Genomic DNA, 22,677 nt, shown 5'->3' on the forward strand with positions numbered 1-22,677 from the left:
TATCCGTACCTTGCAGGTGGAGTTGCCGCATGACCCAGTCCAACACGCCCGCGCCCGGTGCGGGCTGCCCGTTCGACCACACGGCGCCTGACCCGGGCCGGGCGCCCAATGGCTGCCCGGTCAGCCACAACGCCGCGGCGTTCGATCCGTTCGAGGACGGCTACCAGCAGGACCCGCCCGACTACGTGCGCTGGTCGCGCGAGCAGGAACCGGTTTTCTACAGCCCGAAGCTCGGCTACTGGGTGGTGACGCGCTACGACGACATCAAGGCCGTCTTTCGCGACAACCTCACGTTCAGCCCGGCCATCGCGCTGGAAAAGATCACGCCCACGGGCGATGCCGCCAACGCGGTGCTGGCGTCGTACGGCTATGCGATGAACCGCACGCTCGTCAACGAGGACGAGCCCGCCCACATGCCGCGCCGCCGCGCGCTGATGGAACCGTTCACGCCGGCAGAGCTGGCGCACCACGAACCCCTCGTGCGCCGGCTGACGCGCGAGTACGTGGACCGTTTCATCGACGATGGCCGTGCGGACCTGGTCGACCAGATGCTGTGGGAAGTACCACTGACCGTAGCCCTGCACTTCCTCGGCGTGCCCGAGGAAGACATGGATCTGCTGCGCCAGTATTCGATCGCCCACACGGTGAATACGTGGGGACGCCCCAAGCCCGAGGAACAGGTGGCGGTGGCCCACGCCGTGGGCAACTTCTGGCAACTGGCGGGGCGCATCCTCGACAAGATGCGCGAAGACCCTGCCGGCCCCGGCTGGATGCAGTACGGCATCCGCAAGCAGCGCGAGGTGCCCGAGGTGGTCACCGATTCGTACCTGCATTCGATGATGATGGCCGGCATCGTCGCCGCGCACGAGACCACGGCCAATGCGTCGGCCAATGCGATCAAGCTGCTGCTGCAGCATCCCGACGTCTGGCGCGAGATCTGCAACGACCCCGCGCTGATTCCGAATGCCGTCGAGGAATGCCTGCGCCACAACGGCTCGGTGGCCGCGTGGCGGCGCATCGTCACGCAGGACACCGAGGTGGGCGGCATCCGGCTGCCGGCCGGCAGCAAACTGCTGATCGTGACGTCGTCGGCCAACCACGATGAGCGCCATTTTGCCGATGCCGACCTGTTCGACATCCATCGCGACAATGCCAGCGACCAGCTGACCTTCGGCTACGGCGCGCACCAGTGCATGGGCAAGAACCTGGCGCGCATGGAGATGCAGATCTTCCTGGAGGAACTGACCAGCCGCTTGCCCCACCTTCGCCTGGCCGAGCAAGCCTTCACCTACGTCCCCAACACGTCGTTCCGTGGCCCCGAGCACCTGTGGGTGGAATGGGACCCGGCGCGCAATCCCGAACGCAGCGACCGCTCGGTGCTGGCGCCGCACGATGCCGTACGCATCGGCGAGCCCACCGGCAATATCGGCCGCACGCTGGTCGTGGAGGCGGTCACGGCAGCCGCCGACGATGTCCTGCGCATCCGGCTGGTTTCGCAGGACGGCCGCCCGCTGCCGCGCTGGTCGCCAGGTTCGCATCTCGACGTGGAGTGCGGCCATACCGGCATCTCGCGCCAGTACTCGCTGTGCGGCGACCCGGTCGACACCGCCGCCTTCGAGATCGCGGTGCTGCGTGACCAAGAAAGCCGGGGCGGTTCAGCGTGGATCCATACCCAACTGCGCGCGGGCGACAAGTTGAAGGTGCGCGGCCCACGCAATCACTTCCGGCTCGATGAAAGCTGCCGCAAAGCCATCTTCATCGCCGGCGGTATCGGCGTGACGCCGGTCAGCGCGATGGCGCGCCGTGCGCGCGAGCTAGGCATCGACTACGTGTTCCACTACTGCGGCCGGTCGCGCCAGGCCATGGCGCTGCTTGACGAACTGGCGTCGCTGCACGGCGACCGCCTGCAGATCCATGCCGCCGACGAAGGCACGCGCGCCGACTTCGCCCAGATCCTGGCCCGGCCGGAGGACTGCACGCAGGTCTATGCATGCGGACCTGCACGAATGATCGAAGGGCTGGAGGCGTGCTGCGCCGGCTGGCCCGAGGATACGCTGCGTGTGGAACATTTCAGCTCAACGCTGGGCACGCTCGATCCGTCGAAAGAACAGGCGTTTACGGTGGAATTGAAGGATTCGGGGTTGACGCTCGATGTGCCGGCGGACCAGACCCTGCTGACCGCACTGCGCTGCGCCAATATCGATGTGCAGAGCGATTGCGAGGAAGGACTTTGCGGGTCGTGCGAGGTGCGCGTACTGGCCGGCGACATTGACCATCGTGACGTGGTGCTGACCCGCAGCGAGCGCGAGGCGAACAACCGGATGATGTCGTGCTGCTCGCGGGCGGTGAAGGGCGGGAGGATTGTGCTGGCGTTGTAGCAGATATCTGCCAGTGATGTAGCTCCCCTCGCCCGCATAGCGGGAGAGGGGAGCAAAAAAAAGACAAAACAAAAAGCAAAAAACAAACACCCCAGCTACCAGCGTTTAGCCCGGCCTAAACGTTCGTATGGCTAGCCAGCGCGCCACCAGCAGCCTATCGTGTCGGCAACGCAACCCTCATTGCCCCCACACACCATGCATTCCATCGACCAGGTCTACATTGACGGCGCGTTTGTCACGCCAAACGGCGAAGAACGCTTCGCGCTGTTCAACCCCGCCACCGAGGCCGTGATTGGCCATGTACGACTGGCTGACGAAGTGGACGCGACCCGCGCCGTGGCGGCGGCCCGGCGCGCGTTTCCGGCGTTTTCCCGCACACCGGTGCGCGAGCGCGCCGATATGCTGATGGCCATGCATGCGGCAGTGCTGGCGCGCGAGGACGATCTGCTCGATGCCATCGTCGAGGAATACGGCGCCCCGGCTTCGCGCGCACGCTGGATGGCGCGCCATGCCAGCGAGGTGCTGCGTGACGCCGCACGCGTGGCCGAAGGCTATGCCTTCACGCGCCGCATGGGCACGTCGGACGTGATCATGCAGCCAATCGGCGTGGCCGGGCTGATCACGCCCTGGAACAACGACGCTGGCTTCATCGCCGGCAAGCTTGCGGCGGCGCTGGCGGCTGGCTGCACCGCCGTGGTCAAGCCCAGCGAGATGAGCGCGCTGCAGACGCGCGTCGTGACCGATGCGCTGCACGCGGCCGGCTTGCCGCCGGGCGTGTTCAACATCGTGACCGGTCGCGGCGACACCGTGGGCACGGCCATTACCTCGCATCCCGATGTGGTGAAGCTGTCGTTCACGGGATCCACGGCGGTGGGCAAGCAGATTCTGCGCAACGCGGCCGATTCGCTCAAGCGTACGACGCTGGAGCTGGGCGGCAAGTCGCCGGTGGTGGTGCTCGACGATGCCAACCTCGACCAGGCCGTGCCGCTGGCCATGCAGGCCGGCTTCATGAACAGCGGGCAAGCCTGCATCGCCGGCACGCGCATCCTGGTGCCCGAAGCGATGGCCGGCGAGTTCGAGCGGCGCGTGGCGGCGGCGGTGGCCGATATTCGTGCGGGCGATCCGCGCGATGCGGCCACCACGATCGGGCCGATGGTCAGCCAGAAGCAGTGGGATCGCGTGCAGCGCTATATCGGCATCGGCATCGAAGAAGGCGCGCGCGTGATCGCGGGTGGCGCGGGCCGACCCGAAGGCATCGAGGCGGGCTGGTTCGTGCGGCCGACCGTGTTCGCCGATGTCACCAACGACATGACGATCGCGCGCGAGGAGATCTTCGGGCCGGTGCTGTCGATCCTGACCTATCGCGACCTCAACGAAGCGGTGGCCATCGCCAACGACACGCCGTACGGACTGCAGGCATACGTGCTGTCCGCCGACATGGCGCGGGCGCGCGACGTGGCGACGCGCATCGATGCGGGCCGCGTGCTCGTGAATACCGTGTCGCACGATCCGGCCGCGCCGTTCGGTGGCTTCAAGCAGTCGGGGATCGGACGCGAATATGGCGCTTTCGGCCTGGAGGCGTTCCTGGAGCCAAAAGCGGTGCTCGGGGTGGCGTAGGGGAGCAGTACCAGTGCAGTGCAGCACTGTCCGAAATGCCTGCCTTCGGCAAGTTTGGTTCGCTACCGCACACAACCGGGGATTAACGGCACACTAACGCCGGAACCACAAGACCGATAGCGCACATGCGATGACAAGCAACGCTACCGCCACTGCGGCGAACAGCGCGCTGACTTCGGTTTCCTTGCGCTCCAGCGCAAAGCGCGCGCTGAGCTGCCGGTAGACGCGGCTCAGGTCGGCGGCCGACCCCGCCTGGAAGTACTCGCCGCCGGTCAGCGTGGCTACCGCGCGCAACGCGGGTTCGTCCAGCTGCATGAAGTACGACAGCATCGGTTCGCCCGCCACACCGCCCTGCGCCGACCCGAATCCCACGGTATAGACCCGCACGCCACGCTGCGCGGCCATGCGCGCGGCATCGATCGGATCCGGGCCGGTGGTGCGGCGCCCATCACTGAGCAGGATCACGGCGCCGTGGCGGTAAGACCCCGGTTGCACCGGCGCCCGCTCGCGGGCGCGCTTGCGCACGGCATCGGCAGCGGCAGCCTCGTCGAGCGACGTGGACGGCCGCGCGCCCACCGGCGCCCCATCGTTGAACAGCACCGCTTCCAGGTCGATGCCATCGTCGGGAAACAGCACGGCCAGCGCCTGGATCAGTCCGCTGCCCGTTGCCGTGCCGCGCTGCAGTTGAAAGCGGTCAAGTGCATCAAGCATGTCCTGCCGGTTATCGGTCGGTGACAGCACTTCGGCGGCGGTGGCGGCAAACGAGACGATACCCAGGCGCACGCTGGACGGCAGCCCCGTTACCAGCTCGCGCGCGGCCTGCTGGGCGGCGGCGATGCGGGTAGGAGCGACGTCGTTGGCTTCCATGCTGCGCGACACGTCCATCGCCAGCACCAGCGTGATGGTGTCGGAAGGCAGGGTGACGGTGGCGCTGGGGCGCGCGCAGGCCAGCAAGGCGGCACCTAGCGCGATGAGGAAAAGTGCGGGTGGGATGTGGCGCCGCAGGCGTTGGCGGGGCCCCATGGCGGCGCGCGGTAATGCAAGGCTCGCATACACAAGGGCCGCCTTCTTGCGCCGTGCGATCAGATAGACGTAGATCGCCGCCAGTAGCGGCAGCAATAGCAGCAGCCAGAGCATTTGCGGCCAGAGAAACTGCATGCCCTGCTCCTTGGCGCAGTGGGTAAGAGGATGGTACTGTATTTTTTAAGACGCGACGTCAACCAGGGGCAGCGATGAAACGCGTGACGATCTACGGAATGGTTTCGGCGGCCGTTGTCCTGGTGGTCGCGGCTGGCGTGGGGTTCGCGTGGCTGTCGCAGCCACCGCCACGCAAGCTCACGCAAGCCGACATCGACGCCGCCGTGCTGCACACGCTGCAGACCAAGACCCTGCCCTCGCAGACCGCCCGCGCCGCCGAGGCCATCCGCGAATCGGTCGTGGAAATCCGCAGCTTCGCCCCCGAGAAACCACCCGAACCGCCCTCCGCTGGCCCCCGGGGCAAGCGCGAGCCGCCTGACGGCAAGAACAAGACCACACCGAAATCGCCCCCGGCGCCGCGCGACGAGGCAGCCGCCGTGGACCCGCCCAAGGGCCGCGAGCAACCCGAGCCCAGGTCGGAGGCACGCCACATCGGCTCGGGCGTGGTGGTGACCGAAAGCGGCACCATCATCACCAACTACCACGTGGTGGCCGACGCCCGACGGCTCGAAGTCAGGTTCCACAACGGCCAGACGTCCGAGGCAACGGTGCTGCAGGCCATGCCGGAAAAGGACCTGGCCATCGTCCAGCCCAGGTCGATTCCCGATGACCTGCCGGCGGCCACGCTGGGCTCCAGCCAGGAGCTGACGCCCGGCATGGAGGTGGTGGCGGTGGGCTTTCCGTTCGGCATCGGCCCGTCGGTATCGTCCGGCGTGATCTCCGGGCTCGACCGCCAGTTCGTGTCGCCCGACCGCAAGCAGAACCTGGACAAGCTTATCCAGTTCGATGCCGCCGTCAATCCCGGCAACTCGGGCGGCCCGCTGGTGAACCTGAACGGCGAGGTGGTGGGCATCGTCACCGCCATCCTCAACCCCAACCCGAGCGGCACTTTCCTCGGCATCGGCTTTGCCATCACCATCGAGAGCGCCGGCATGGCGCTTGGATCCTCACCCTTCTGACAACGCGGAGGCCTATGAACGACCAAGCCCGGGGCGCCAGCGACAGCGCCGACCTGATGGAACGCCTGCTGTACGAGGTGAAACGCGTGGTGGTGGGACAGGACCATTTCCTGGAGCGGGTGCTGGTGGCCATGCTGGCCGGCGGCCACCTGCTCGTGGAAGGTGTGCCCGGCCTGGCCAAGACGCTGACGATCAACACGCTGGCGCGCACCATGAGCGGGTCGTTCAAGCGCATCCAGTTCACGCCCGACCTGCTGCCGGCCGACCTGATCGGCACGCGCATGTACAACCAGGGCACCGGCGAGTTTTCCACGGTGCGCGGGCCGGTGTTCGCCAACCTGCTGCTGGCCGATGAAATCAACCGCGCCCCGGCCAAGGTGCAGAGCGCGCTGCTGGAAGTGATGCAGGAGCGGCAGGTGACGATTGCCGGCGAGACGCATCCGGTGCCGATGCCCTTCCTGGTCATGGCCACGCAGAATCCGATCGAGACCGAGGGCACCTACCCGCTGCCCGAAGCCCAGGTGGACCGCTTCATGATGAAGGTGCTGGTGGGCTACCCCAGCGAGGAAGAAGAGGTGGTGATCGTCAACCGCGTGACCGGCCCGCGCATCGGCGTCAATGCAATTGCCACGCCCGAGCACCTGGCTGGCCTGCAGGACGAGTGCCGCAGGGTGTACGTGGACCCGGGCCTGATCCAGTACGCGGTACGCGTGGTGGCGGCCACGCGCAAACCCGCCAGCTATGGCCTGGAGGACCTAGACCGCTACGTGTCGTTCGGCGCCAGCCCGCGTGCCACCATCGGTCTGATCGAAGGCGCCCGCGCACTGGCCTTTCTGCGCGGCCGCGACTACGCGCTGCCCGAGGACGTGATCGATCTGGTGCCCGACGTGCTGCGCCATCGGCTGGTGCTGTCGTACGAGGCCATCTCCGATTCGGTGACGGCCGATCAACTGGTGGCCCGCATCCTGCAGGCACTGCCGGTACCCGAACGCCCGATGGAATCCCATGTTCGGGCGGCTGCGCGCTAAGTCCCGGCCCGGCCCGGTCGCCGTCGTACCCGGCAGCGGGGCCGTGCGCGTGGGCGCCGCCCAGACCGATGCGCTGCTGCGTCGGCTGGAATGGACGGTCGCGCGCCGGCTGGACGGCCTGCTGCAAGGCGACTACCGCACGCTGTTCCGCGGCTTCGGGCTGGACCTGGCGGACCTGCGCGAATACCACCCCGGCGACGACGTGCGGCATATCGACTGGAATGTCACCGCCCGGCTGCAGACGCCGCATGTGCGCGAGTACCAGGAAGATCGGGAGGTCGCGGCGTGGTTCCTGCTGGACCTGAGCGGATCGATCGACTTCGGCTCGGGCACCGTGCGCAAGCGCGACCTGCTGGCCGATTTCACCACGGTCATGGCGCTGCTGCTGACGCGCTACGGCAATCGCGTGGGCACTGTGCTTTATGGCGGTGGGACTGGCGGCGCGAAGGAGGCTCCTGCCGACGCCTCGGTCATTCCGGCGCGCGCCGGACGCCGGCACCTGCTGCATTTGCTGGACCGCATGCACGCCACGCCCGCCGCATCGCCGGGCGACACCCGGCTGCGCGATCTGCTGGAGCGCGCGCGCACCGTGGCCAAGCGCCGCTCGGTCATGTTCGTCGTATCCGATTTCATCAGCGCGCCCGGCTGGCAGGCGTCGCTGGCGCTGCTGGCACGGCGGCACGAGGTGGTGGCTGTGCGGCTGGTCGACCCGCTGGAACTGGCGCTGCCGGACCTGGGCGTCGTCGTGATGCAGGACGCCGAGACCGGCGAGCAGATGTTCGTCGACACCCATGACAAGGGCTTTCGCAAGCGCTTTGCCGCGATGGCCGAAGCACGCGAGGAGGAATTGCGCCTGGGCTTTGCCCGCAGTGGCGTGGACTGCCTGACGCTGTCCACCGATACCCGCCTGGACCTGGCGCTGCTGCAATTTGCCCGCCAGCGCAGCACCCGCCTTGGGGTGGCCCGGGCCACGGCGCGGGGGGTCGCATGATCGACGTGATCAGCCGGCTGCCTGTCTTCAGCTTCCTGTGGCCCGCGATGCTGTGGCTGCTGGCACTGGTGCTGCTGCTGGGCGCCGGCTACGTGTGGCTCGACGCGCGCCGCCGACGTGCGGCCGCGCACTACCCGGCGCTGCGCATGTCCGCCACCGGAGCCGCCGGGGCATCGACCAAGGCCGTGGCAGGCTGGCGCCGCCATGTGGCGCCGGTGCTGGCGCTGCTGGCCCTGGCTGCGCTGGTGGTAGCCGTGGCGCGGCCCCAGGCCGTGCTGACGCTGCCGTCACGCATCGAGACGGTCATCCTGGTCATCGACCTGTCAGGCAGCATGCGCGCGCAGGACATCAAGCCCAGCCGCCTGCGCGCGGCCCAGGGCGCGGCCAAGGTGCTGCTCGATGCCCAGCCGGCGGGGGTGAGCATGGGCGTGGTGGCGATGGCCGGCACGGCGGCCGTGGCGCAGGCCCCGAGCCGCCGCAAGGACGATGTGGCCGCCGCCATTGACAAGCTGCAGCCCCAGGGCGGCACGGCACTGGGCAATGGCCTGCTGATCGCGCTCACGACGCTGATGCCGCAACTGACCGACGACGCCGCGCGGCTCATGAATGACGACGCGCCGGGACCCAAGACCATGGCCCCGGACAGCGACGACAACGTGTTGCCTGGATCGTATGCCGCCGGCGCCATCGTGCTGTTCTCCGATGGCGAGAGCAATGCCGGCCCGGCCGCGCTGCAGGCCGCGCAACTGGCTGCCAGCCATGGCGTGCGCATCTACACGGTGGGCGTGGGCACGCTGGAAGGCGTGGTGCTGAAGGCGGACGGCTGGTCGGCGCGCGTCAAGCTCGACGAGCCGGTGCTGAAACAGGTGGCCGAGGCCACCGGTGCCGAATACTTCCGCCTGGAGGATGCGTCGCGCCTGAAGACCGTGTACCGCGCCATCAATGCCAAGCTGGCCCACGGCAAGCGCGACCAGGTGGAAGTCACGGCGTTCTTTGCCGCGCTGGGCGCGCTGCTGGCCACGTGCGCGGGGCTGCTGTCGCTGTGGTGGTTCGGACGCGTGCTGTAGGTGTTGCTGCAGGTACGTTGGCGTGGACGGTGGCAGCTCAGGCCGGGTTCACGCAATCCTGCTCGGGCGCCACCGGGACGGTCGACGAGACGGTCGACGAGTCGGCCGGCTGCATGCTCGACGCGAGCACGAACTGGTCGCGCCCCCGCTTCTTGGCCATGTAGAGCGCCCGGTCCGCATCGGCGAACAGATTGCGCCACAGGCCGTCGCGGCTCGACGATCCACCATGCAACTGCGCGATGCCGATGCTGACACTGGCGTGGCCGCAGCCGGGGCCATCGCCCTCGGGCAGCGCAATCGCCCTGACCTTGCGCAGGATACGGTTGGCCAGCGCCGTGGCCTGGTGCTCGTCGGTATGCGGGCAGAGGATGCAGAACTCCTCGCCGCCGTAGCGCGCGGCAATGTCGGACGCGCGGCGGGAGTTGTCGAGCGCTGCCGCGATGTCGCGCAGCACCTGGTCGCCGGCATGGTGGCCGTGGCGGTCGTTGACCTGCTTGAAGTGGTCCACATCGATCACCAGGCACGACAGCGGATCGCCGTCGCGCTGCCAGCGTGCCACCAGGCCGATGGCCATCATGTCCAGCGCGCCGCGATTTAGCAGGCCGGTCAGTGCATCGAGACGCGCGCCGCTTTCATTGCGGGCAATGATCTGCTCCATCGCCATCATGCTGAAGCCGAACAGCCCCAGCAGCACCGCCACCAGCGGCGCCAGAGGCCAGATCGAGGCACTGGTCTGCAGGAAGAACGGGGTGATCGCGGTGCCCTTGAAAGCGGCACCGTAGCTGAGTGCCGCCACCTGGGACCCCAGCAGCACGAGATGCGACGCCAGTACCAGCGGACCGCCAATGCTGGTGCGGCCACGGCGGCTGCGCAGCATCGTGACGATGGTACTGAACGAGATCATGGCCAGCATGCCGTAGGCCACGCCATGCAGCAGCAGGCGGCCGTCGGCCAGGCCCGTGGCGAGCACCAGCAGCACCAGCGTGGCCAGTCCGACGATGCGCAGCGGCAGCGCATGATCGGGCAGGCCATAGTAGACGCGCACGCCGCGATAGATCGTGAGCCGGCCGATCAGGTACGCACCGGCACCCAGCGCGGCAAGCTGGATCGAATCGCCGGCGGCACTGGCCGCCACCACCAGCCCGGCGCCCGAGGCCACCACATGGCCAACGGCCCAGAGACGCCCCGCCGCGCTGGCGCGCAGCGCGAGCACCAGCCCCGCGGCCATGACCAGCGTGCTGGAGAAAACCACCATCATGACGACCAGAATCGTCTGCTGAGCCAGGTGCACGGGAATCGTTTTCCTCTTAAAGCGACCGGAGGCGGCTGCCGTTATCCACGTTAACCCTCAATGGGCGACCAAAACGCGGACACGTTTGTTTGAAACGACGCAAAGCACGCATCATAGCCCGCGCGCCACGCATGGCGCACCCCCGGCAAGCCGGGTACGGCACCTGCGTGCCACCCTGGTTACCCCCACTTTCCCCGCCCGAAAATCCCCCGCACGCCTCCCGGCTTGACAGCCTCCCCCATCGCTCCTATTCTCACGATCATTCCTTCTTTAAGATCGTTGTTCTATCTTACAGAACATCAGAAATGGAGACCTGCATGACCTGCCTGACCCGTCAGCCCCTGCGCCGCAAGTTCGTTCAAACGTTGCTGGCCGTTGCCATCGCACCCACGCTGTTGGCCGCACCCGCCATCGCCATCGCCGCCGATGCCTACCCGGCCCAGCCGATCCGGCTGGTAGTGCCGTTCCCGCCGGCGGGTGGCACCGACGTGCTGTCGCGCCTGGTGTTCAATAAGGTGGGCGCATCCGCCCACTGGACCGTCGTGGTGGAAAACCGCGCGGGCGCCGGCGGCAATATTGGCCTGGATCTCGTGGCCAAGGCGAAGAACGACGGCTACACGATGGGCATGGGCCAGACCGCCAACCTGGCGATTAACCCGACGCTGTACCCGAAGATGCCCTACGACGCGGTCAAGGACTTCACGCCCGTGGCGCTGGTGGCCGCGCAGCCCGTGGTGCTGATCGTGCGCCAGGACGCACCGTACAAGTCGCTGGCCGACCTGGTGGCGGCCGCCAAGACCAAGCAGTTGTCGATGGCATCGGCCGGCACCGGCACGGTGGGCCACCTGACCGGCGAGATGTTCCAGCGCCGCGCCGGCTTCAAGGCACTGCACGTGCCGTACAAGGGCGCGTCGCCCGCGCTGACCGACCTGATGGGCGGCCAGACCGATTTCTACTTCGCCACGCCGCCCATCGCCATGCCGATGATCAAGGCCGGCAAGCTGCGCGCACTGGCGGTGACGTCGGTCAAGCGCGTGGCGCTGCTGCCCAACGTGCCGACCGTGGCGGAACAGGGCTATGCTGGTTTCCAGGCCGAGGACTGGAAGGCACTGGTGGCACCGGCCGGCACGCCGGCCGACGTGGTGGCCAAGCTGAACACCGAAGTGAACAAGGCGCTCAAGGACAAGGAAACGATCGCCCGCCTGCATGACGAAGGCAGCGAACCGCGCGGCGGCACGCCCGCCGAGCTGGCCGCGTTCATCAAGAGCGAGAACACGCGCTGGGGCACGATCGTCAAGGATTCGGGCGCCCGCGTTGAGTAATTTTTCCGGGCAGGACCCCATGCAAACGCACACTCCGCACAAGCCGCTTCGCAACATCCGCGTGCTCGACCTGACCAACGTGCTGGCCGGGCCCTTCTGCTGCCACCAGCTGGCCCATATGGGCGCCGAGGTGATCAAGGTGGAAACGCCCGGCACCGGCGACCTAGCGCGCCAGCTGGGCGCCGACGCGGAACTGAACCGCAACCTGATGGGCGTGTCGTTCCTGGCGCAGAACCCGGGCAAGCGGTCGATCACGGTCAACCTCAAGCACGCGCGCGGCAAGGAAGTCTTCCGCAAGCTCGTGCAGCACGCCGACGTGGTGGTCGAGAACTTCCGCCCCGGCGTGATGACGCGGCTAGGCCTGGGCTACGACGAGCTGAAGCAGGTCAACCCGCGCCTGATCTATTGCGCGATCTCTGGCTTTGGCCAGGACGGCCCGCTGTCTGACCTGCCCGCCTATGACCAGATCATCCAGGGCATGTCCGGCGTGATGAGCATCACCGGCGACCGCGAAACCGCGCCGCTGCGCGTGGGCTATCCGGTGTCCGACACCATCGGCGGCATGACGGCTGCGTTTGCCATCGCCGCGTCGCTGGCGGACCGCGACCGCACCGAGGGGTATTTCCTCGATGTCTCGATGCTGGAAGCCACGATGGCCACCATGGGCTGGCAGGTGTCGAACCACCTGATCGCGGGTAAGGACCCGGTGCCAATGGGCAACGAGAACATGACCGCCAGCCCGTCCGGCACCTTCAGCACCGGCGACGGCCCGCTCAACATCGCCGCGAACAAGCAGGAACAGTTCGAGGCCGTGTGCCGCGTGGTGGGCCGCCCCGACCTGGCCCAGGACCCGCGCTTTGCCGAGCGCCAGGCGCGCCTGGCCAACCGCGCGGCACTGACCGCCGAGCTGGAAGCCGAACTGGCGAAGAAGCCGGCCACGGAATGGTGGCAGTTGCTGAACGATGCCGGCGTACCGGCCGGCCCGGTGCTGAAGGTGCCCGACGTGCTCGCGCATCCGCAGGTTCGCGATCGCGGCATGATCGGCGACTTCGCCAATGTGCCCGGCGTGGGCCGCGACATCCGCCTGGTCCGCACCGGCTTCAAGGTCAACGGCACGGCGCCGTCGGTGGACACACCGCCGCCGCAGCTGGGCCAGCATACCGACGACATCCTCGGCGAACTCGGCTACGGTGCCGACGACATCGCCACACTCAAGCAGGAGCGCGCACTATGAGCCAAGCATTCCCGATGGACGCCGGCCGGCAGGCTTCGCAGGACTGGTGGCGCACCGAGATCATCGACATGAAGCCCGGCGAGATCCGCTACCGTGGCTACCCGATCGAGCAACTGATCGGCAACGTGTCATTTGCCCAGATGATCTGGCTGATGCTGCGCGGTGAATTGCCCGAGAAGCGCCAGGGCCAACTGCTGGACGCGGCGCTGATGGCCGCCGTCGACCACGGCCCGCAGGCGCCCAGCATCGCCATCGCGCGCATGGCGGCCACCTGCGGCGTGGGCCTGAACAACGCGATGGCATCGGCCGTCAACGTGCTGGGCGACGTGCACGGCGGCGCGGGCGAACAGGCCGTGGAGCTGTACCAGGACATCGCGCAGCGCGTGGATGCCGGCACTCCGTTCGACGATGCCGTGGCCGCCGGACTGGCCAACTATCGCGACCTGCACGGCAAGTTCGTGTCGGGCTTCGGCCACCGCTTCCACCCGCTCGACCCGCGCGCACCGCGCCTGCTGGCACTGGTGGACCAGGCCGCCAGCGACGGCGTGGTGACGGGCCGCTACGCCACCATCGCCCGCGCCGTCGAGCGCAAGCTGGGCGAAGGCCGCGACAAGCCGATCCCGATGAACATCGACGGCGCCACGGCCGTCATCTACGCCGAACTGGGCTTTCCCGCTCCGCTGGCGCGCGGTCTGTTCTGCCTGTCACGCTCGGTTGGCATTTTGTCGCACGCCTGGGAACAGACACAGCAAGGCGGCCGCAACAAGGGCCCGATTCCGAGGCAGTTTTTGTGGACGTACGACGGGGAAGCGCAGCGGGATGTGCCTGGGGTGTAGGGCTAGTTCCACTGGTTTTGGTTTTGCTCCCCTCTCCCACAACGTGGGAGAGGGGTTGGGGGTGAGGGCGCAGCGCTGCAAATTGCGACATGTCGGCAAGCAGACCCTCGTTACCCTCACCCCCAGCCCCTCTCCCGCCATGCGGGAGAGGGGAGCAAGACAGCGTCGGGAACAAGCTTCCCTCAATGAAAATCCCGGCTCCCCACCATCAGCCGCCCCAGTAGCGGACTCAAATCCACCAGTTCCTGCGCCACCAGGTGCCGGACTTCGCCCTGCCGTTGCCAGGTGCCGATCACGCCCAGCAGCGTGGCGCCCAGTACTTCCTTGCGCTGGCGCTCCACCAGGTCGGGCCAGATGATCACGTTGACCGATCCGGTTTCGTCCTCGATGGAGGTAAAGATCGTGCCGCTGGCCGTGGACGGGCGCTGGCGTACCGTCACGATGCCGCATGCGCGCACGAGCCTACCGTTGCCCAGCCGTGATAGCTGCTGCGCGGTGATGTACTTGAGCGCGTTGAGCCGTCGCCGCAGCAGCGTCAGCGGGTGGCACTTCAGCGACAGCCCCAGGCTTGCATAGTCGGCCGCCACATCCTCGCCGATCTTCGGCTCGGGCAGGGCCAGGGCGTGCTCGCGCGGCGGCGCCTCGTGCAGCAGGTCGTGGTGCGCGGTCTGCACCGCCGCGCCGCGTGCGTGCCAGCGGGCCTGGCGCCGGTGGCCAGCCAGCGACACCAGCGCATCGGACGCGGCCAGTGCGTCGATATCGTGCGCGTCCAGCGCGGCGCGGCGGGCCAGGTCTTCCACGCTGTCGAAGGGCCGTTCGGCGCGCGCGGCCTCGATGCGCAATGCCGCGGCCTCGCGCATGCCCTTGACGCGATTCATCCCCAGCCGCACATCGCGATGGGGCTGCCCCGGCCGGCGCGGTTCCAGCGCGCTTTCCCAGCCGCTGATCGTCACGTCCACGGGCTGCGTGACCACGAGGTGGCGGCGCGCTTCCTGCACCAGTTGCGACGGCGAATAGAAGCCCATCGGCTGGCTGTTGAGCAGCGCGCACAGGAAGGCGTCGGGGTAATGGCACTTGATCCACGCGCTCACGTAGACCAGCTTGGCAAAGCTGGCCGCATGGCTTTCCGGAAAACCATATTCGCCAAACCCCTCGATCTGCTTGCAGATGGCCACCGCGAACGCCTCGGGATACCCGCGCCCGGTCAGTGCCCGCACCAGCGCGTCCTGGTGCTTCTTCAGATCGCCACGGCGCCGCCATGCCGCCATCGAGCGGCGCAGCTGGTCGGCCTGCCCCGGCGTGAAACCGCCGGCCTCGATGGCCAGTTGCATCACCTGTTCCTGGAAGATCGGAATGCCCAGCGTGCGCCCCAGCACGCGGCGGATCACATCGTTGAAGTACGTTGGCATCTTGCCTGTGCGGCGCAGGTCCTCGCGCCGCTTCAGGTACGGATGCACCATGCCGCCCTGGATCGGCCCGGGCCGCACGATGGCCACCTCCACCACCAGGTCGTAGTACTGGCGCGGCTGCAGGCGCGGCAGCATCGACTGCTGCGCGCGCGATTCGATCTGGAATACGCCCACCGTATCGGCCTTGCAGATCATGTTGTAGGTCAGGTCGTCGGTCTCGGGCAGGTCTTCCATGCGCGTGGGCAGGCCCGCGCGTTCGGGCTCGGGGTTCGGGATCATGGCCAGCGCACGGCGGATGGCGGTGAGCATGCCCAGCGCCAGCACGTCCACCTTGAGCAGCCCCAGCGACTCCAGGTCGTCCTTGTCCCACTGGATGACGCTGCGGTCCTTCATCGCGGCGTTCTCGATCGGCACCAGCCGCGACAGCTTGTGCCGCGCAATCACGAAACCGCCCACGTGCTGCGACAGGTGGCGCGGAAAGCCCCGTAGCTGTTCGGTCAGGCTGGCCCATTGCAGCACGGCCGGCGACTCGGGATCGAGGCCGTAGCGCGCAATGCGTTCGATGAACGCGGTGCCGCCGTCCCACCACGCCTGGCCCTTCACCACCTGCTCCACCACACCCGGGTCGATGCCGAGCGCGCGCCCCACGTCGCGCAACGCGCTGCGCGAGCGGTAGGTGATCAGCGACGCCGCCAGCGCGGCGCGATGGCGGCCGTACTTGCCGTAGATGTACTGGATGACTTCCTCGCGCCGCTGATGCTCGAAGTCGACGTCGATGTCGGGCGGCTCGTCGCGCTCGCGCGAGAGAAAGCGCCCGAACAGCAGGTTGGCCTGCTCGGGGCTGACCTCGGTGATATGCAGGCAGTAACAGACCAGCGAATTGGCGGCCGAGCCGCGCCCCTGGCACAGGATGCCGCGCTCGCGCGCAAAGCGCACGATGTCGTGCACGGTCAGGAAAAACGGTTCGTAGTGCTTTTCCTCGATCAGTTCGAGTTCGCCTTCGAGCTGCGCTTCCCATTCCGGCTCCATCCCGTGCGGAAACCGTTCGGCTTTTCCCTTGCGCACTTCCTGGCGCAGGTAACCGATTGGCGTCAGCCCATCGGGCACCAGTTCCTCGGGATATTCGTAGCGCAGCGCGTCGAGCGAAAAGCGGCATTGGTCGGCGATCTGCAGCGTGCGTGCCAGCGTCTCGCGCGGGTAGAGCCGCGACAGCACCTGGCGCATGCGCAGGTGCGCCTCGGCGTTCGGCGCCAGCGCCGTGCCGCACTGGGGCAGCGGCGTGCCGAGCCGGATCGCCGTCAGCACATCGGACAGCGGCTTGCGCGAGCGCACATGCATGTCCACCGCGCCGGTGGCCACCAGCGGCACGCCGGTGTCGCGCGACACCTGTTGCAGGCGCTCGCGATGCAGCGTTTCGGCGTGGCCCTGCAACAGTTCCAGCGCGATCGACACGCGGCTACCAAACACGTCGCGGCACCATTGCGCCTGCGCGCGCAGCACATCGGCATCGGCGCAGTAGTCGGGCAGCAGGATTGCCATGCAGTCGGGCATGCCGCGCAGGTGATGCACGTCGGGCTGCGGATCGGACAGGTCGGTGCCGTACAGCAGGTAGTTGCCCTTGTCGGCGCGGCGGCGGCCCAGCGTGATGAACTCGCTGAGATTGCCGAAGCCTTCGCGGTTCTGCGCCAGCAGTACCAGGCGCAGCGGCGGCACGGCATCGCCGGGCGCCGCCGTCAGCGTGAAGCGGCTGCCGATGATCAGGTTGAACCCATCGGCGGCGGCGGCCAGTGTTTCCAGCACCGCGTGCCGGCGCACAGCCGCGTCGGGGTCCTCGCCGAAGTCGATCGCATCGCTGCCATCATCGTCCTCGTCGCCCTCGCCCTCCTCCTCGTCACCGTCCTCCGTGACGAAGACCACGATGTCATCGACGTCCTCCACCTCGCCCGCCGCTTGCCCCGCCGCCAGGCGTCGGGCGCTGCGTACCACGGCCTCCCACATGTCCTCGCGCAGCACCTTGATGGCGTGATGCGCGCGGGCGGTGCCGGCCACCGAGCATTCGTCGGTCAGCGCCAGCCCGCTGTAGCCAAGCTGGAACGCACGGGTAATCAGCTCCTTCGGATGCGAGGCCCCGGTCAGGAACGTGAAATTGGAAATGCAGTGCAGCTCGACATAGTCGGGCAGCGAAGGCAGCAGCGAAGACAATCCCGGCAGCATCGTCGAACTCTCTCAGGCGAACAGCCCGTGCAGGAACCAGCGGTATTCGCCGCCGTCTTCCTGCCCGTCGCGCGTGGGGCGGCCGGGGCGTTCGCGATAGACCCAGCAGCGCAACCCGTCGGCGCGTTCGGCAATGAAATAGTCGCGCGTGGCCAGGCCGCCGTCCCACCAGCCGGCCTCGATGCGCTCGGTGCGCGTCAGCATGACCAGCGGCCCCTGGTACACGGGCCGATGCTTTTCCACGCGCAGCGGCTGCGGTGCTTCCAGCAGCCACAGCGGGCGCTCCGGCGGCAACGCGCCCGGGGCCGACGCACGCGCGGCGACGTCGCCCACCGGACACCACTGGTTGGCGCGCTCGGGGCGATGGTCGGCCAGCGGCTGCGGCTGCAGCACGTTGTCGCGGCCCAGGCGGGCCACCAGCGTATCGAGCAGCCGGCCCAGTTCGGCGGGTTCGGCGCCAGGTTCGGGAAACAGTGAATCGCTCTGCGGCACGCAGGCTTCCATGGCCTCCACGCGCAGGCCCAGCCCGCCCACTGGCGCATGAAAGCGCACCTTGTCGAGCTTCTCGCGCAACAGCTTCGACAGATGCACGGCATCGCGGCTCGGCTGCGCCAGGGCCAGCGGCACCGCCGTGGTGTCGGTGTCCTCGCCCAGCCGGTACCGTTCGTGTTCCAGCACCAGCACGCAGCGCGTGACACCGGCCTGCTGCGCCGCCAGCCAGCCGGACAGCGCCAGCAGTAGCCGCTGCGCGCCGGCCAGCACGCCTTCGGCCGATTCGATGCGGCCCGGCAGGTCCATGCGCTGCGCAAACGTGGGCGGCGCCTCGAACCACGCAAAGCCGGATGGCGTCTTGCCATAGGCCTGGTCCAGCCGTGCCAGCAGTTCGGTGCCGATGCGGCGCGACAGCCCCGCGCGCGGCAGGCCCCGTACCTCCGCCAGCGTGCGGCAACCGATGCCTTCGAGCCATTCCGGATCGGTGTACGCCTGCAGGCATTCCACGGACAGCCGGTCCAGCAGGCGCACCATGCGCGCCTGCTGGACCGCGCGACGTGCGGGCCTGACGATGCCGCGCGGCGTCTTGCGCAACGGCTGGCGCGCCAGCCATGCCGCGCCCTGCGCCGTGGTGCCGCTGCCGATCTGCGCAAACGTGCCCAGTTGCCGCACGCGTGTGCGAACGGCGCGGCACAGCGCGCGATGCCCGCCAAACAGGCGCAGGCTGGCCGTGACGTCGAGCATCACCGTGGCCGATTCGGGTTCGGCATCGATCGTCACGGCCGGCGTGAAGTGCAGCAGCGTCAGCGCCACCGATGTCACCAGGTCCGCCTCGGCGGCCGGGTCGCGATCCAGTTGCACCACGTCGGCCGACAGCGCCTGCACGCCGCCGCGCCGCATGCCGTAGCACACGCCCAGCGCCATGGCCGGGCCATTGGCCAGCACCACGCGCTCGTGCGCGACCACCGCCACCGGCAACTGCCGCAGCGTACCGGTGCCGTGGGCGGGCGATGCGCCGGCGGGCTCAGGCCAGCTCGGCTGCAGCGCGTCCAGCGGCAGGCGCGGCAGATGCACCGCGATCCAGTACGTCATCGGCAACATGATCGGTACCCGCGGGCATGGCGGGCGTGGGAATGGCTGGCACGCCCGCGCGCTGTGGCACGTGGGACATGCCTTCGAGCGGCAGGAGCAGCGGGGTGTCGCGCACCGGGCCGCGCCGCTTGTGGAAGACGATCGACATCAGATTGCCGGGCTGGGGCGACAGCGCCAGCCGCAGCACCGCCGGCGACGCATCGTGCAGCACGCGCATCGGGCGCAGCACCCACACCACGGTATCGCCGGCCTGCGCCAGCACCTGCAGGCGCCGCAGCGCCTCGGGCCGCGCGCTGGCCAGCCAGATCAGCACCGCCCCGAACGCCTGGCTGCGCAGCATCTGCTCGGCGGCCCACAGCATGTCGGACCGCTGCGACGCCATCGTGGCGGCCACGGGCGGACGCACCCAGTACAACTGCCGCGCGGGCAGGCGGCCTGCCTCCAAAGCCCCCGCCAGCGCGCCGGCATTGGGCAGGCACGGTGGATTGACCAGGCCCACGCGCCGGCCGGCGGCGGCCAGCATGCGCAGCGCCGGCATCAGCAGCCGCAGTTCTCCCGCGCCGTCCTGCGCCAGCAGCAGTTCGGTCACGGCGCCGGCCGGCCAGCCACCGCCCGGCAACTCTGCGGTCAGCGCGTCGTAGCCGGTGGGGCACACGGGCAACCGGCCGGCACGGCCCAGTTGCCCCGCGCGCCACAGGCCGGGATATCGCTGTTCGAGTTCGCGCACCGATTCACGGTGCGCGGCGGATGGGGACGCATGGTCCTCCGTCAGGAGCGGCGGCTGCACATGCGGAGCGGCAGTCATTTTGGCAAGTCGGTGTCGCGCTGCGGTGGGGCGCGGACATAAGAATTTGTCGAGTACTGTATGTTTATACAGTATCGATGCCGACGCAAGGGGTACGCAGCACGGGTGCCGGATCCAGCGCTTTTGAGGCGAAATTTGCGCGCTTGCCACAGTTGCGGCCGGACGAATGCAAACAAGTGTCAAGTGTCATTGTGAAGTGTCAGGCAGTGCGGAAAAATGCACGGCATGAAAAGGAATACGCGCGAATGCGTGCATCTGCTGATGGAAGGGTTGCAACGCCACGGTCCCCTGCGCCGTGACGCGTTGGCCGACGCCTGCGGCCTTACCGCCGAGGAGACCACGCGCGCGCTGAAAGCCGCGCGGCAGATGAGCGTGATCGACCATGTGCCCTACGGCCCCGGCACCCCGCCGGCCGCGGTCTTCTACCAGATGACCGGCCGCGAACTGCCGCCAGCCCGCAAGAGCACCCGCGTCGCCCCCGCCCCGGACGACCGCTTCCAGCCGTTGCTGGAAGCATGGTGGAACAGCAGCGAACTCGATCGCGCCTGAACCGGGTCATCGTCGAGGGGGGCGGGTAGCGCCACCACGGTTACTTCTGGCGGCGATAGCTGGCCTGCATGATCTGGGTCCATGACCCGTCATCGCCCTGCACAAACGACGTGAGCGTGCGGTTGTCGTCGTCCTGGAACGCGATCACATCGCGATACCTGGCCATCTTCCCTTCCTGGATCTTGCCGTCCGGCGTGAATGCCGGGCCATCGGCGCGCAGCGTCAGCGTCTTGCCGTCGGCTTCGAGGTCGCCTTCGTAGACCCACATATGGGTCATCATCGACCCGATGAACGTCCCCACGAAATGCTTGCGGGCCGGGTCGTAGCCCAGCGTCATGACCGTGACGGCCGGGCCGCAACCGGGGAAATCGCCTTCCGACCGGGTCTGTACCCAGGCGTCACCGATCTTGCCCACCTGCTCGGGAATCTTCCACTTCTCGGCGGGGGCATCGGGGCCCATCTGCGCCTCGCCTTCGGCCATCCAATTGCCAACCAGCTTGTGCAACCAGCGATGTTCGTTTGTGGTTTCGGTATTCATGCGGACGTCTCCTGTTGATGTTTCGGGTGCATCATTCGACTCTTGCTGCCGTCTTGTGTACAGCGTACACAAATCGTAGGTGACGATGCTGCCAATGTCCACATTGAACTGGCCGGATGACAGAAATTTAATGATCGCCTCCGCCACGTCGAGACGAACGAGCAAGACGTTGAGCCGCATGCGTCAGCAACGCCACCCGTGTCCGCGTACTATCTGATGCATCAACGAACATTTGATTGCGAGCAGACCATGGGCGCCCCCACCCCAGCTTCCCCCTCCAGAAACATTCCCCTGTCGTTCTTCGGCATGGCCGTTGGCCCGCTGGCGCTGGCCAACGCCTGGCGCGGCGCCGTAAATGTCTGGGCGCTGCCCACCCTGCCGGCCACCGTGCTGGCGTGGCTGGGCCTGGCAATCTGGATGGCGTTGCTGGTCGCTTATGTCCGCAAGTGGCGCGTGGCCCCCGATGCCGCCCGCGCCGAGATGGCCGACCCCGTGCAGTCGTCGTTCGCGGCGCTGATTCCCACATCCACGCTACTGGCCACGCAACTGATCCATCCGTATGCGCCGCATGTGGCTATTGTGCTGTTCATTGGCGCCACGGTCGGCCAGCTCGTGCTGGGCGCCACGCTGCACGGCCGGCTCTGGCAAGGTGGCATCCGGCCCGAAACCCTGACGCCCGCCGCCTACCTGCCGGCCGTCGCCCCGGGTTTCGTGGGCGCCACCACGGCCATGCTGTTCGGATGGCATAGCGTGGGCATGCTGCTGTTCGGCGCCAGCCTGCTGTCGTGGATTGCCATCGAATCGATGATTTTGAATCGCGCGGCGGTCAACGCCCCGCTGCCCGAGGCACGCCGTGCGCTGCTGGGCATCCAGATCGCGCCGCCGGTGGTGGGCGGCACCGCCTACATGGCGCTGACGCAGGGGCAGCCCGACCTGTTCGCGTATGTGCTGCTGGGATATGGCCTGTACCAGGCGCTGGTGATGCTGCGGTTGCTGCCGTGGATCGGCACGCAACGGTTCTCGCCGAGCTACTGGGCCTTCAGCTTCGGCGTGGCCGCGCTGCCCGGCATGGCCATACGCATGGTCACGCGCGGTGCCGGCGACATGCAAGGCGTGGCATTCGGATTGTTTATCGCAGCAAACGCGATCATCGGCCTGCTGATCTGGAAGACGGTGGTGCTGGCGTTGCGCGGCAACCTGCTGCCCACCACGGCCGCCCCGGCGCCGGCGCAAATTCCGGCACCGTCACCGGCTGCCGAAACGGCCTGACGCCAGAATCCGGCGGCCTGCTTACTGCGGCAGCCGGATCTTCGGCACGATGAACTGGTTGCCCGGTGCGCGCATGACGTCGCACTGGGCATCGCCCTTGCGCGCCTCGCCGGCCTGGTTCACGAACTCGATGCTGCCCACCACGCTGTAGACGTCTTCCGCTACACGGCGCGTGTTGCTGCCGGTCCAGCGGAACTGATCGGGATTCGGCAGCTTGGCCTTCACGGCCTGCATGCAGGCCAGCGGCGCCTCGGGGGCCTCGGGCCGGCCGCCACGCTGGCCCAGTTCGACGTTGACGGAGGCGTCGGCGGCCGACGCAACCAGCGGCGATGCCAACGACATCACCAGGGCGATAGACACCACGAGCTTGCGGCGCATATGTGTTGTCA

Annotated in this window: 18 protein-coding genes; 11 read left to right on the forward strand and 7 right to left on the reverse strand. The window is 68.0% G+C overall.

Annotated elements, in window-relative coordinates:
* The first annotated feature begins 29 nt into the window (after nucleotides 1-29).
* Nucleotides 30-2,378 carry a cytochrome P450/oxidoreductase gene (locus tag MFF62_RS29220; protein ID WP_238267245.1) on the forward strand — a complete coding sequence of 783 codons (2,349 nt, stop codon included), beginning with the start codon at nucleotides 30-32 and terminating at the stop codon, nucleotides 2,376-2,378.
* Nucleotides 2,379-2,573: 195 nt separating this feature from the next.
* Nucleotides 2,574-3,995, forward strand: a complete 1,422-nt coding sequence (locus MFF62_RS29225) for an aldehyde dehydrogenase family protein (protein WP_238267252.1) — start codon at nucleotides 2,574-2,576, stop codon at nucleotides 3,993-3,995.
* A 93-nt stretch (nucleotides 3,996-4,088) separates the two neighbouring features.
* Here the strand turns inward: MFF62_RS29225 and MFF62_RS29230 are convergent, their stop codons facing one another.
* Nucleotides 4,089-5,153, reverse strand: a complete 1,065-nt coding sequence (locus MFF62_RS29230; RefSeq protein WP_238267256.1) for a VWA domain-containing protein — start codon at nucleotides 5,151-5,153, stop codon at nucleotides 4,089-4,091.
* A gap of 74 nt (nucleotides 5,154-5,227) precedes the next feature.
* Between MFF62_RS29230 and MFF62_RS29235 the strand changes: the two genes are divergently transcribed.
* From MFF62_RS29235 to MFF62_RS29250, 4 genes are read left to right on the forward strand one after another with little or no spacing between them, the layout of a single operon-like run.
* Nucleotides 5,228-6,151: a S1C family serine protease gene (locus MFF62_RS29235; protein ID WP_238267260.1), complete on the forward strand. Its 924-nt coding sequence runs from the start codon at nucleotides 5,228-5,230 to the stop codon at nucleotides 6,149-6,151.
* 14 nt (nucleotides 6,152-6,165) lie between these two features.
* On the forward strand, nucleotides 6,166-7,179 hold the full coding sequence (locus MFF62_RS29240; RefSeq protein WP_238267264.1) for an AAA family ATPase: 1,014 nt from the start codon (nucleotides 6,166-6,168) through the stop codon (nucleotides 7,177-7,179).
* Nucleotides 7,157-8,170 carry a DUF58 domain-containing protein gene (locus MFF62_RS29245; RefSeq protein ID WP_238267268.1) on the forward strand — a complete coding sequence of 338 codons (1,014 nt, stop codon included), beginning with the start codon at nucleotides 7,157-7,159 and terminating at the stop codon, nucleotides 8,168-8,170. The genes MFF62_RS29240 and MFF62_RS29245 overlap by 23 nt, the downstream gene beginning before the upstream one ends.
* Entirely contained in the window at nucleotides 8,167-9,237 is a 1,071-nt protein-coding gene (locus MFF62_RS29250; protein WP_238267272.1) for a vWA domain-containing protein, read from the forward strand. The genes MFF62_RS29245 and MFF62_RS29250 overlap by 4 nt, the downstream gene beginning before the upstream one ends.
* 37 nt (nucleotides 9,238-9,274) lie before the next feature.
* On the opposite strand, the gene MFF62_RS29255 is transcribed toward MFF62_RS29250, so the two are convergent.
* A complete protein-coding gene (locus tag MFF62_RS29255; protein ID WP_238267273.1) occupies nucleotides 9,275-10,528 on the reverse strand; it encodes a GGDEF domain-containing protein in 1,254 nt (417 codons plus the stop codon).
* 317 nt (nucleotides 10,529-10,845) lie between these two features.
* On the opposite strand from MFF62_RS29255, the gene MFF62_RS29260 reads away from it, so the two are divergent.
* From MFF62_RS29260 to MFF62_RS29270, 3 genes are read left to right on the forward strand one after another with little or no spacing between them, the layout of a single operon-like run.
* Entirely contained in the window at nucleotides 10,846-11,850 is a 1,005-nt protein-coding gene (locus tag MFF62_RS29260) for a Bug family tripartite tricarboxylate transporter substrate binding protein (RefSeq protein ID WP_238267279.1), read from the forward strand.
* A 19-nt stretch (nucleotides 11,851-11,869) separates the two neighbouring features.
* Nucleotides 11,870-13,084, forward strand: coding sequence for a CaiB/BaiF CoA transferase family protein (locus MFF62_RS29265; RefSeq protein WP_238267281.1), 1,215 nt, complete (start codon nucleotides 11,870-11,872; stop codon nucleotides 13,082-13,084).
* On the forward strand, nucleotides 13,081-13,920 hold the full coding sequence (locus tag MFF62_RS29270; RefSeq protein ID WP_238267289.1) for a citryl-CoA lyase: 840 nt from the start codon (nucleotides 13,081-13,083) through the stop codon (nucleotides 13,918-13,920). The genes MFF62_RS29265 and MFF62_RS29270 overlap by 4 nt, the downstream gene beginning before the upstream one ends.
* 182 nt (nucleotides 13,921-14,102) lie before the next feature.
* On the opposite strand, the gene MFF62_RS29275 is transcribed toward MFF62_RS29270, so the two are convergent.
* The 3 genes from MFF62_RS29275 to imuA are packed head-to-tail and all read right to left on the reverse strand — an operon-like array spanning nucleotide 14,103 to nucleotide 19,932.
* Nucleotides 14,103-17,543 (reverse strand): error-prone DNA polymerase, encoded by a 3,441-nt coding sequence (locus MFF62_RS29275; RefSeq protein WP_238267295.1) that lies wholly within the window; start codon nucleotides 17,541-17,543, stop codon nucleotides 14,103-14,105.
* Between the two features lie 12 nt (nucleotides 17,544-17,555).
* Nucleotides 17,556-19,127: a Y-family DNA polymerase gene (locus MFF62_RS29280; protein WP_238267355.1), complete on the reverse strand. Its 1,572-nt coding sequence runs from the start codon at nucleotides 19,125-19,127 to the stop codon at nucleotides 17,556-17,558.
* The gene (gene imuA / locus MFF62_RS29285; RefSeq protein WP_238267298.1) at nucleotides 19,060-19,932 is read right to left on the reverse strand and encodes a translesion DNA synthesis-associated protein ImuA; all 873 of its coding nucleotides are present in this window, start codon (nucleotides 19,930-19,932) and stop codon (nucleotides 19,060-19,062) included. Before imuA ends, MFF62_RS29280 begins: the two co-directional genes overlap by 68 nt.
* Before the next feature lie 225 nt (nucleotides 19,933-20,157).
* On the opposite strand from imuA, the gene MFF62_RS29290 reads away from it, so the two are divergent.
* Complete coding sequence (locus MFF62_RS29290; protein ID WP_238267299.1) at nucleotides 20,158-20,481, forward strand: hypothetical protein; 324 nt, start codon at nucleotides 20,158-20,160, stop codon at nucleotides 20,479-20,481.
* 40 nt (nucleotides 20,482-20,521) lie between these two features.
* Here MFF62_RS29290 and MFF62_RS29295 read toward each other — a convergent pair whose 3' ends face one another.
* Nucleotides 20,522-21,019, reverse strand: a complete 498-nt coding sequence (locus MFF62_RS29295) for a DUF1579 domain-containing protein (RefSeq protein ID WP_238267301.1) — start codon at nucleotides 21,017-21,019, stop codon at nucleotides 20,522-20,524.
* 249 nt (nucleotides 21,020-21,268) lie between these two features.
* Between MFF62_RS29295 and tehA the strand changes: the two genes are divergently transcribed.
* Nucleotides 21,269-22,288 (forward strand): dicarboxylate transporter/tellurite-resistance protein TehA, encoded by a 1,020-nt coding sequence (gene tehA / locus MFF62_RS29300; protein WP_238267309.1) that lies wholly within the window; start codon nucleotides 21,269-21,271, stop codon nucleotides 22,286-22,288.
* A 21-nt stretch (nucleotides 22,289-22,309) separates the two neighbouring features.
* Here the strand turns inward: tehA and MFF62_RS29305 are convergent, their stop codons facing one another.
* Nucleotides 22,310-22,666 (reverse strand): DUF2880 domain-containing protein, encoded by a 357-nt coding sequence (locus tag MFF62_RS29305; RefSeq protein WP_404990854.1) that lies wholly within the window; start codon nucleotides 22,664-22,666, stop codon nucleotides 22,310-22,312.
* Nucleotides 22,667-22,677 lie beyond the last annotated feature (11 nt).

It is taken from the genome of Cupriavidus pauculus (assembly GCF_022179805.1).
In the GTDB taxonomy this organism is placed as follows: Bacteria; Pseudomonadota; Gammaproteobacteria; order Burkholderiales; family Burkholderiaceae; genus Cupriavidus; species Cupriavidus pauculus_E.

Bases quoted from the DNA above. Each gene is read 5' to 3' on its own strand.
- MFF62_RS29220 (WP_238267245.1), top strand. From the start codon at position 30: ATGACCCAGTCCAACACGCCCGCGCCCGGTGCGGGCTGCCCGTTCGAC.
- MFF62_RS29225 (WP_238267252.1), top strand. From the start codon at position 2,574: ATGCATTCCATCGACCAGGTCTACATTGACGGCGCGTTTGTCACGCCA.
- MFF62_RS29230 (WP_238267256.1), bottom strand. From the start codon at position 5,153: ATGCAGTTTCTCTGGCCGCAAATGCTCTGGCTGCTGCTATTGCTGCCG.
- MFF62_RS29235 (WP_238267260.1), top strand. From the start codon at position 5,228: ATGAAACGCGTGACGATCTACGGAATGGTTTCGGCGGCCGTTGTCCTG.
- MFF62_RS29240 (WP_238267264.1), top strand. From the start codon at position 6,166: ATGAACGACCAAGCCCGGGGCGCCAGCGACAGCGCCGACCTGATGGAA.
- MFF62_RS29245 (WP_238267268.1), top strand. From the start codon at position 7,157: ATGTTCGGGCGGCTGCGCGCTAAGTCCCGGCCCGGCCCGGTCGCCGTC.
- MFF62_RS29250 (WP_238267272.1), top strand. From the start codon at position 8,167: ATGATCGACGTGATCAGCCGGCTGCCTGTCTTCAGCTTCCTGTGGCCC.
- MFF62_RS29260 (WP_238267279.1), top strand. From the start codon at position 10,846: ATGACCTGCCTGACCCGTCAGCCCCTGCGCCGCAAGTTCGTTCAAACG.
- MFF62_RS29265 (WP_238267281.1), top strand. From the start codon at position 11,870: ATGCAAACGCACACTCCGCACAAGCCGCTTCGCAACATCCGCGTGCTC.
- MFF62_RS29270 (WP_238267289.1), top strand. From the start codon at position 13,081: ATGAGCCAAGCATTCCCGATGGACGCCGGCCGGCAGGCTTCGCAGGAC.
- MFF62_RS29275 (WP_238267295.1), bottom strand. From the start codon at position 17,543: ATGCTGCCGGGATTGTCTTCGCTGCTGCCTTCGCTGCCCGACTATGTC.
- MFF62_RS29280 (WP_238267355.1), bottom strand. From the start codon at position 19,127: ATGACGTACTGGATCGCGGTGCATCTGCCGCGCCTGCCGCTGGACGCG.
- imuA (WP_238267298.1), bottom strand. From the start codon at position 19,932: ATGACTGCCGCTCCGCATGTGCAGCCGCCGCTCCTGACGGAGGACCAT.
- MFF62_RS29290 (WP_238267299.1), top strand. From the start codon at position 20,158: ATGAAAAGGAATACGCGCGAATGCGTGCATCTGCTGATGGAAGGGTTG.
- MFF62_RS29295 (WP_238267301.1), bottom strand. From the start codon at position 21,019: ATGAATACCGAAACCACAAACGAACATCGCTGGTTGCACAAGCTGGTT.
- tehA (WP_238267309.1), top strand. From the start codon at position 21,269: ATGGGCGCCCCCACCCCAGCTTCCCCCTCCAGAAACATTCCCCTGTCG.
- MFF62_RS29305 (WP_404990854.1), bottom strand. From the start codon at position 22,666: ATGCGCCGCAAGCTCGTGGTGTCTATCGCCCTGGTGATGTCGTTGGCA.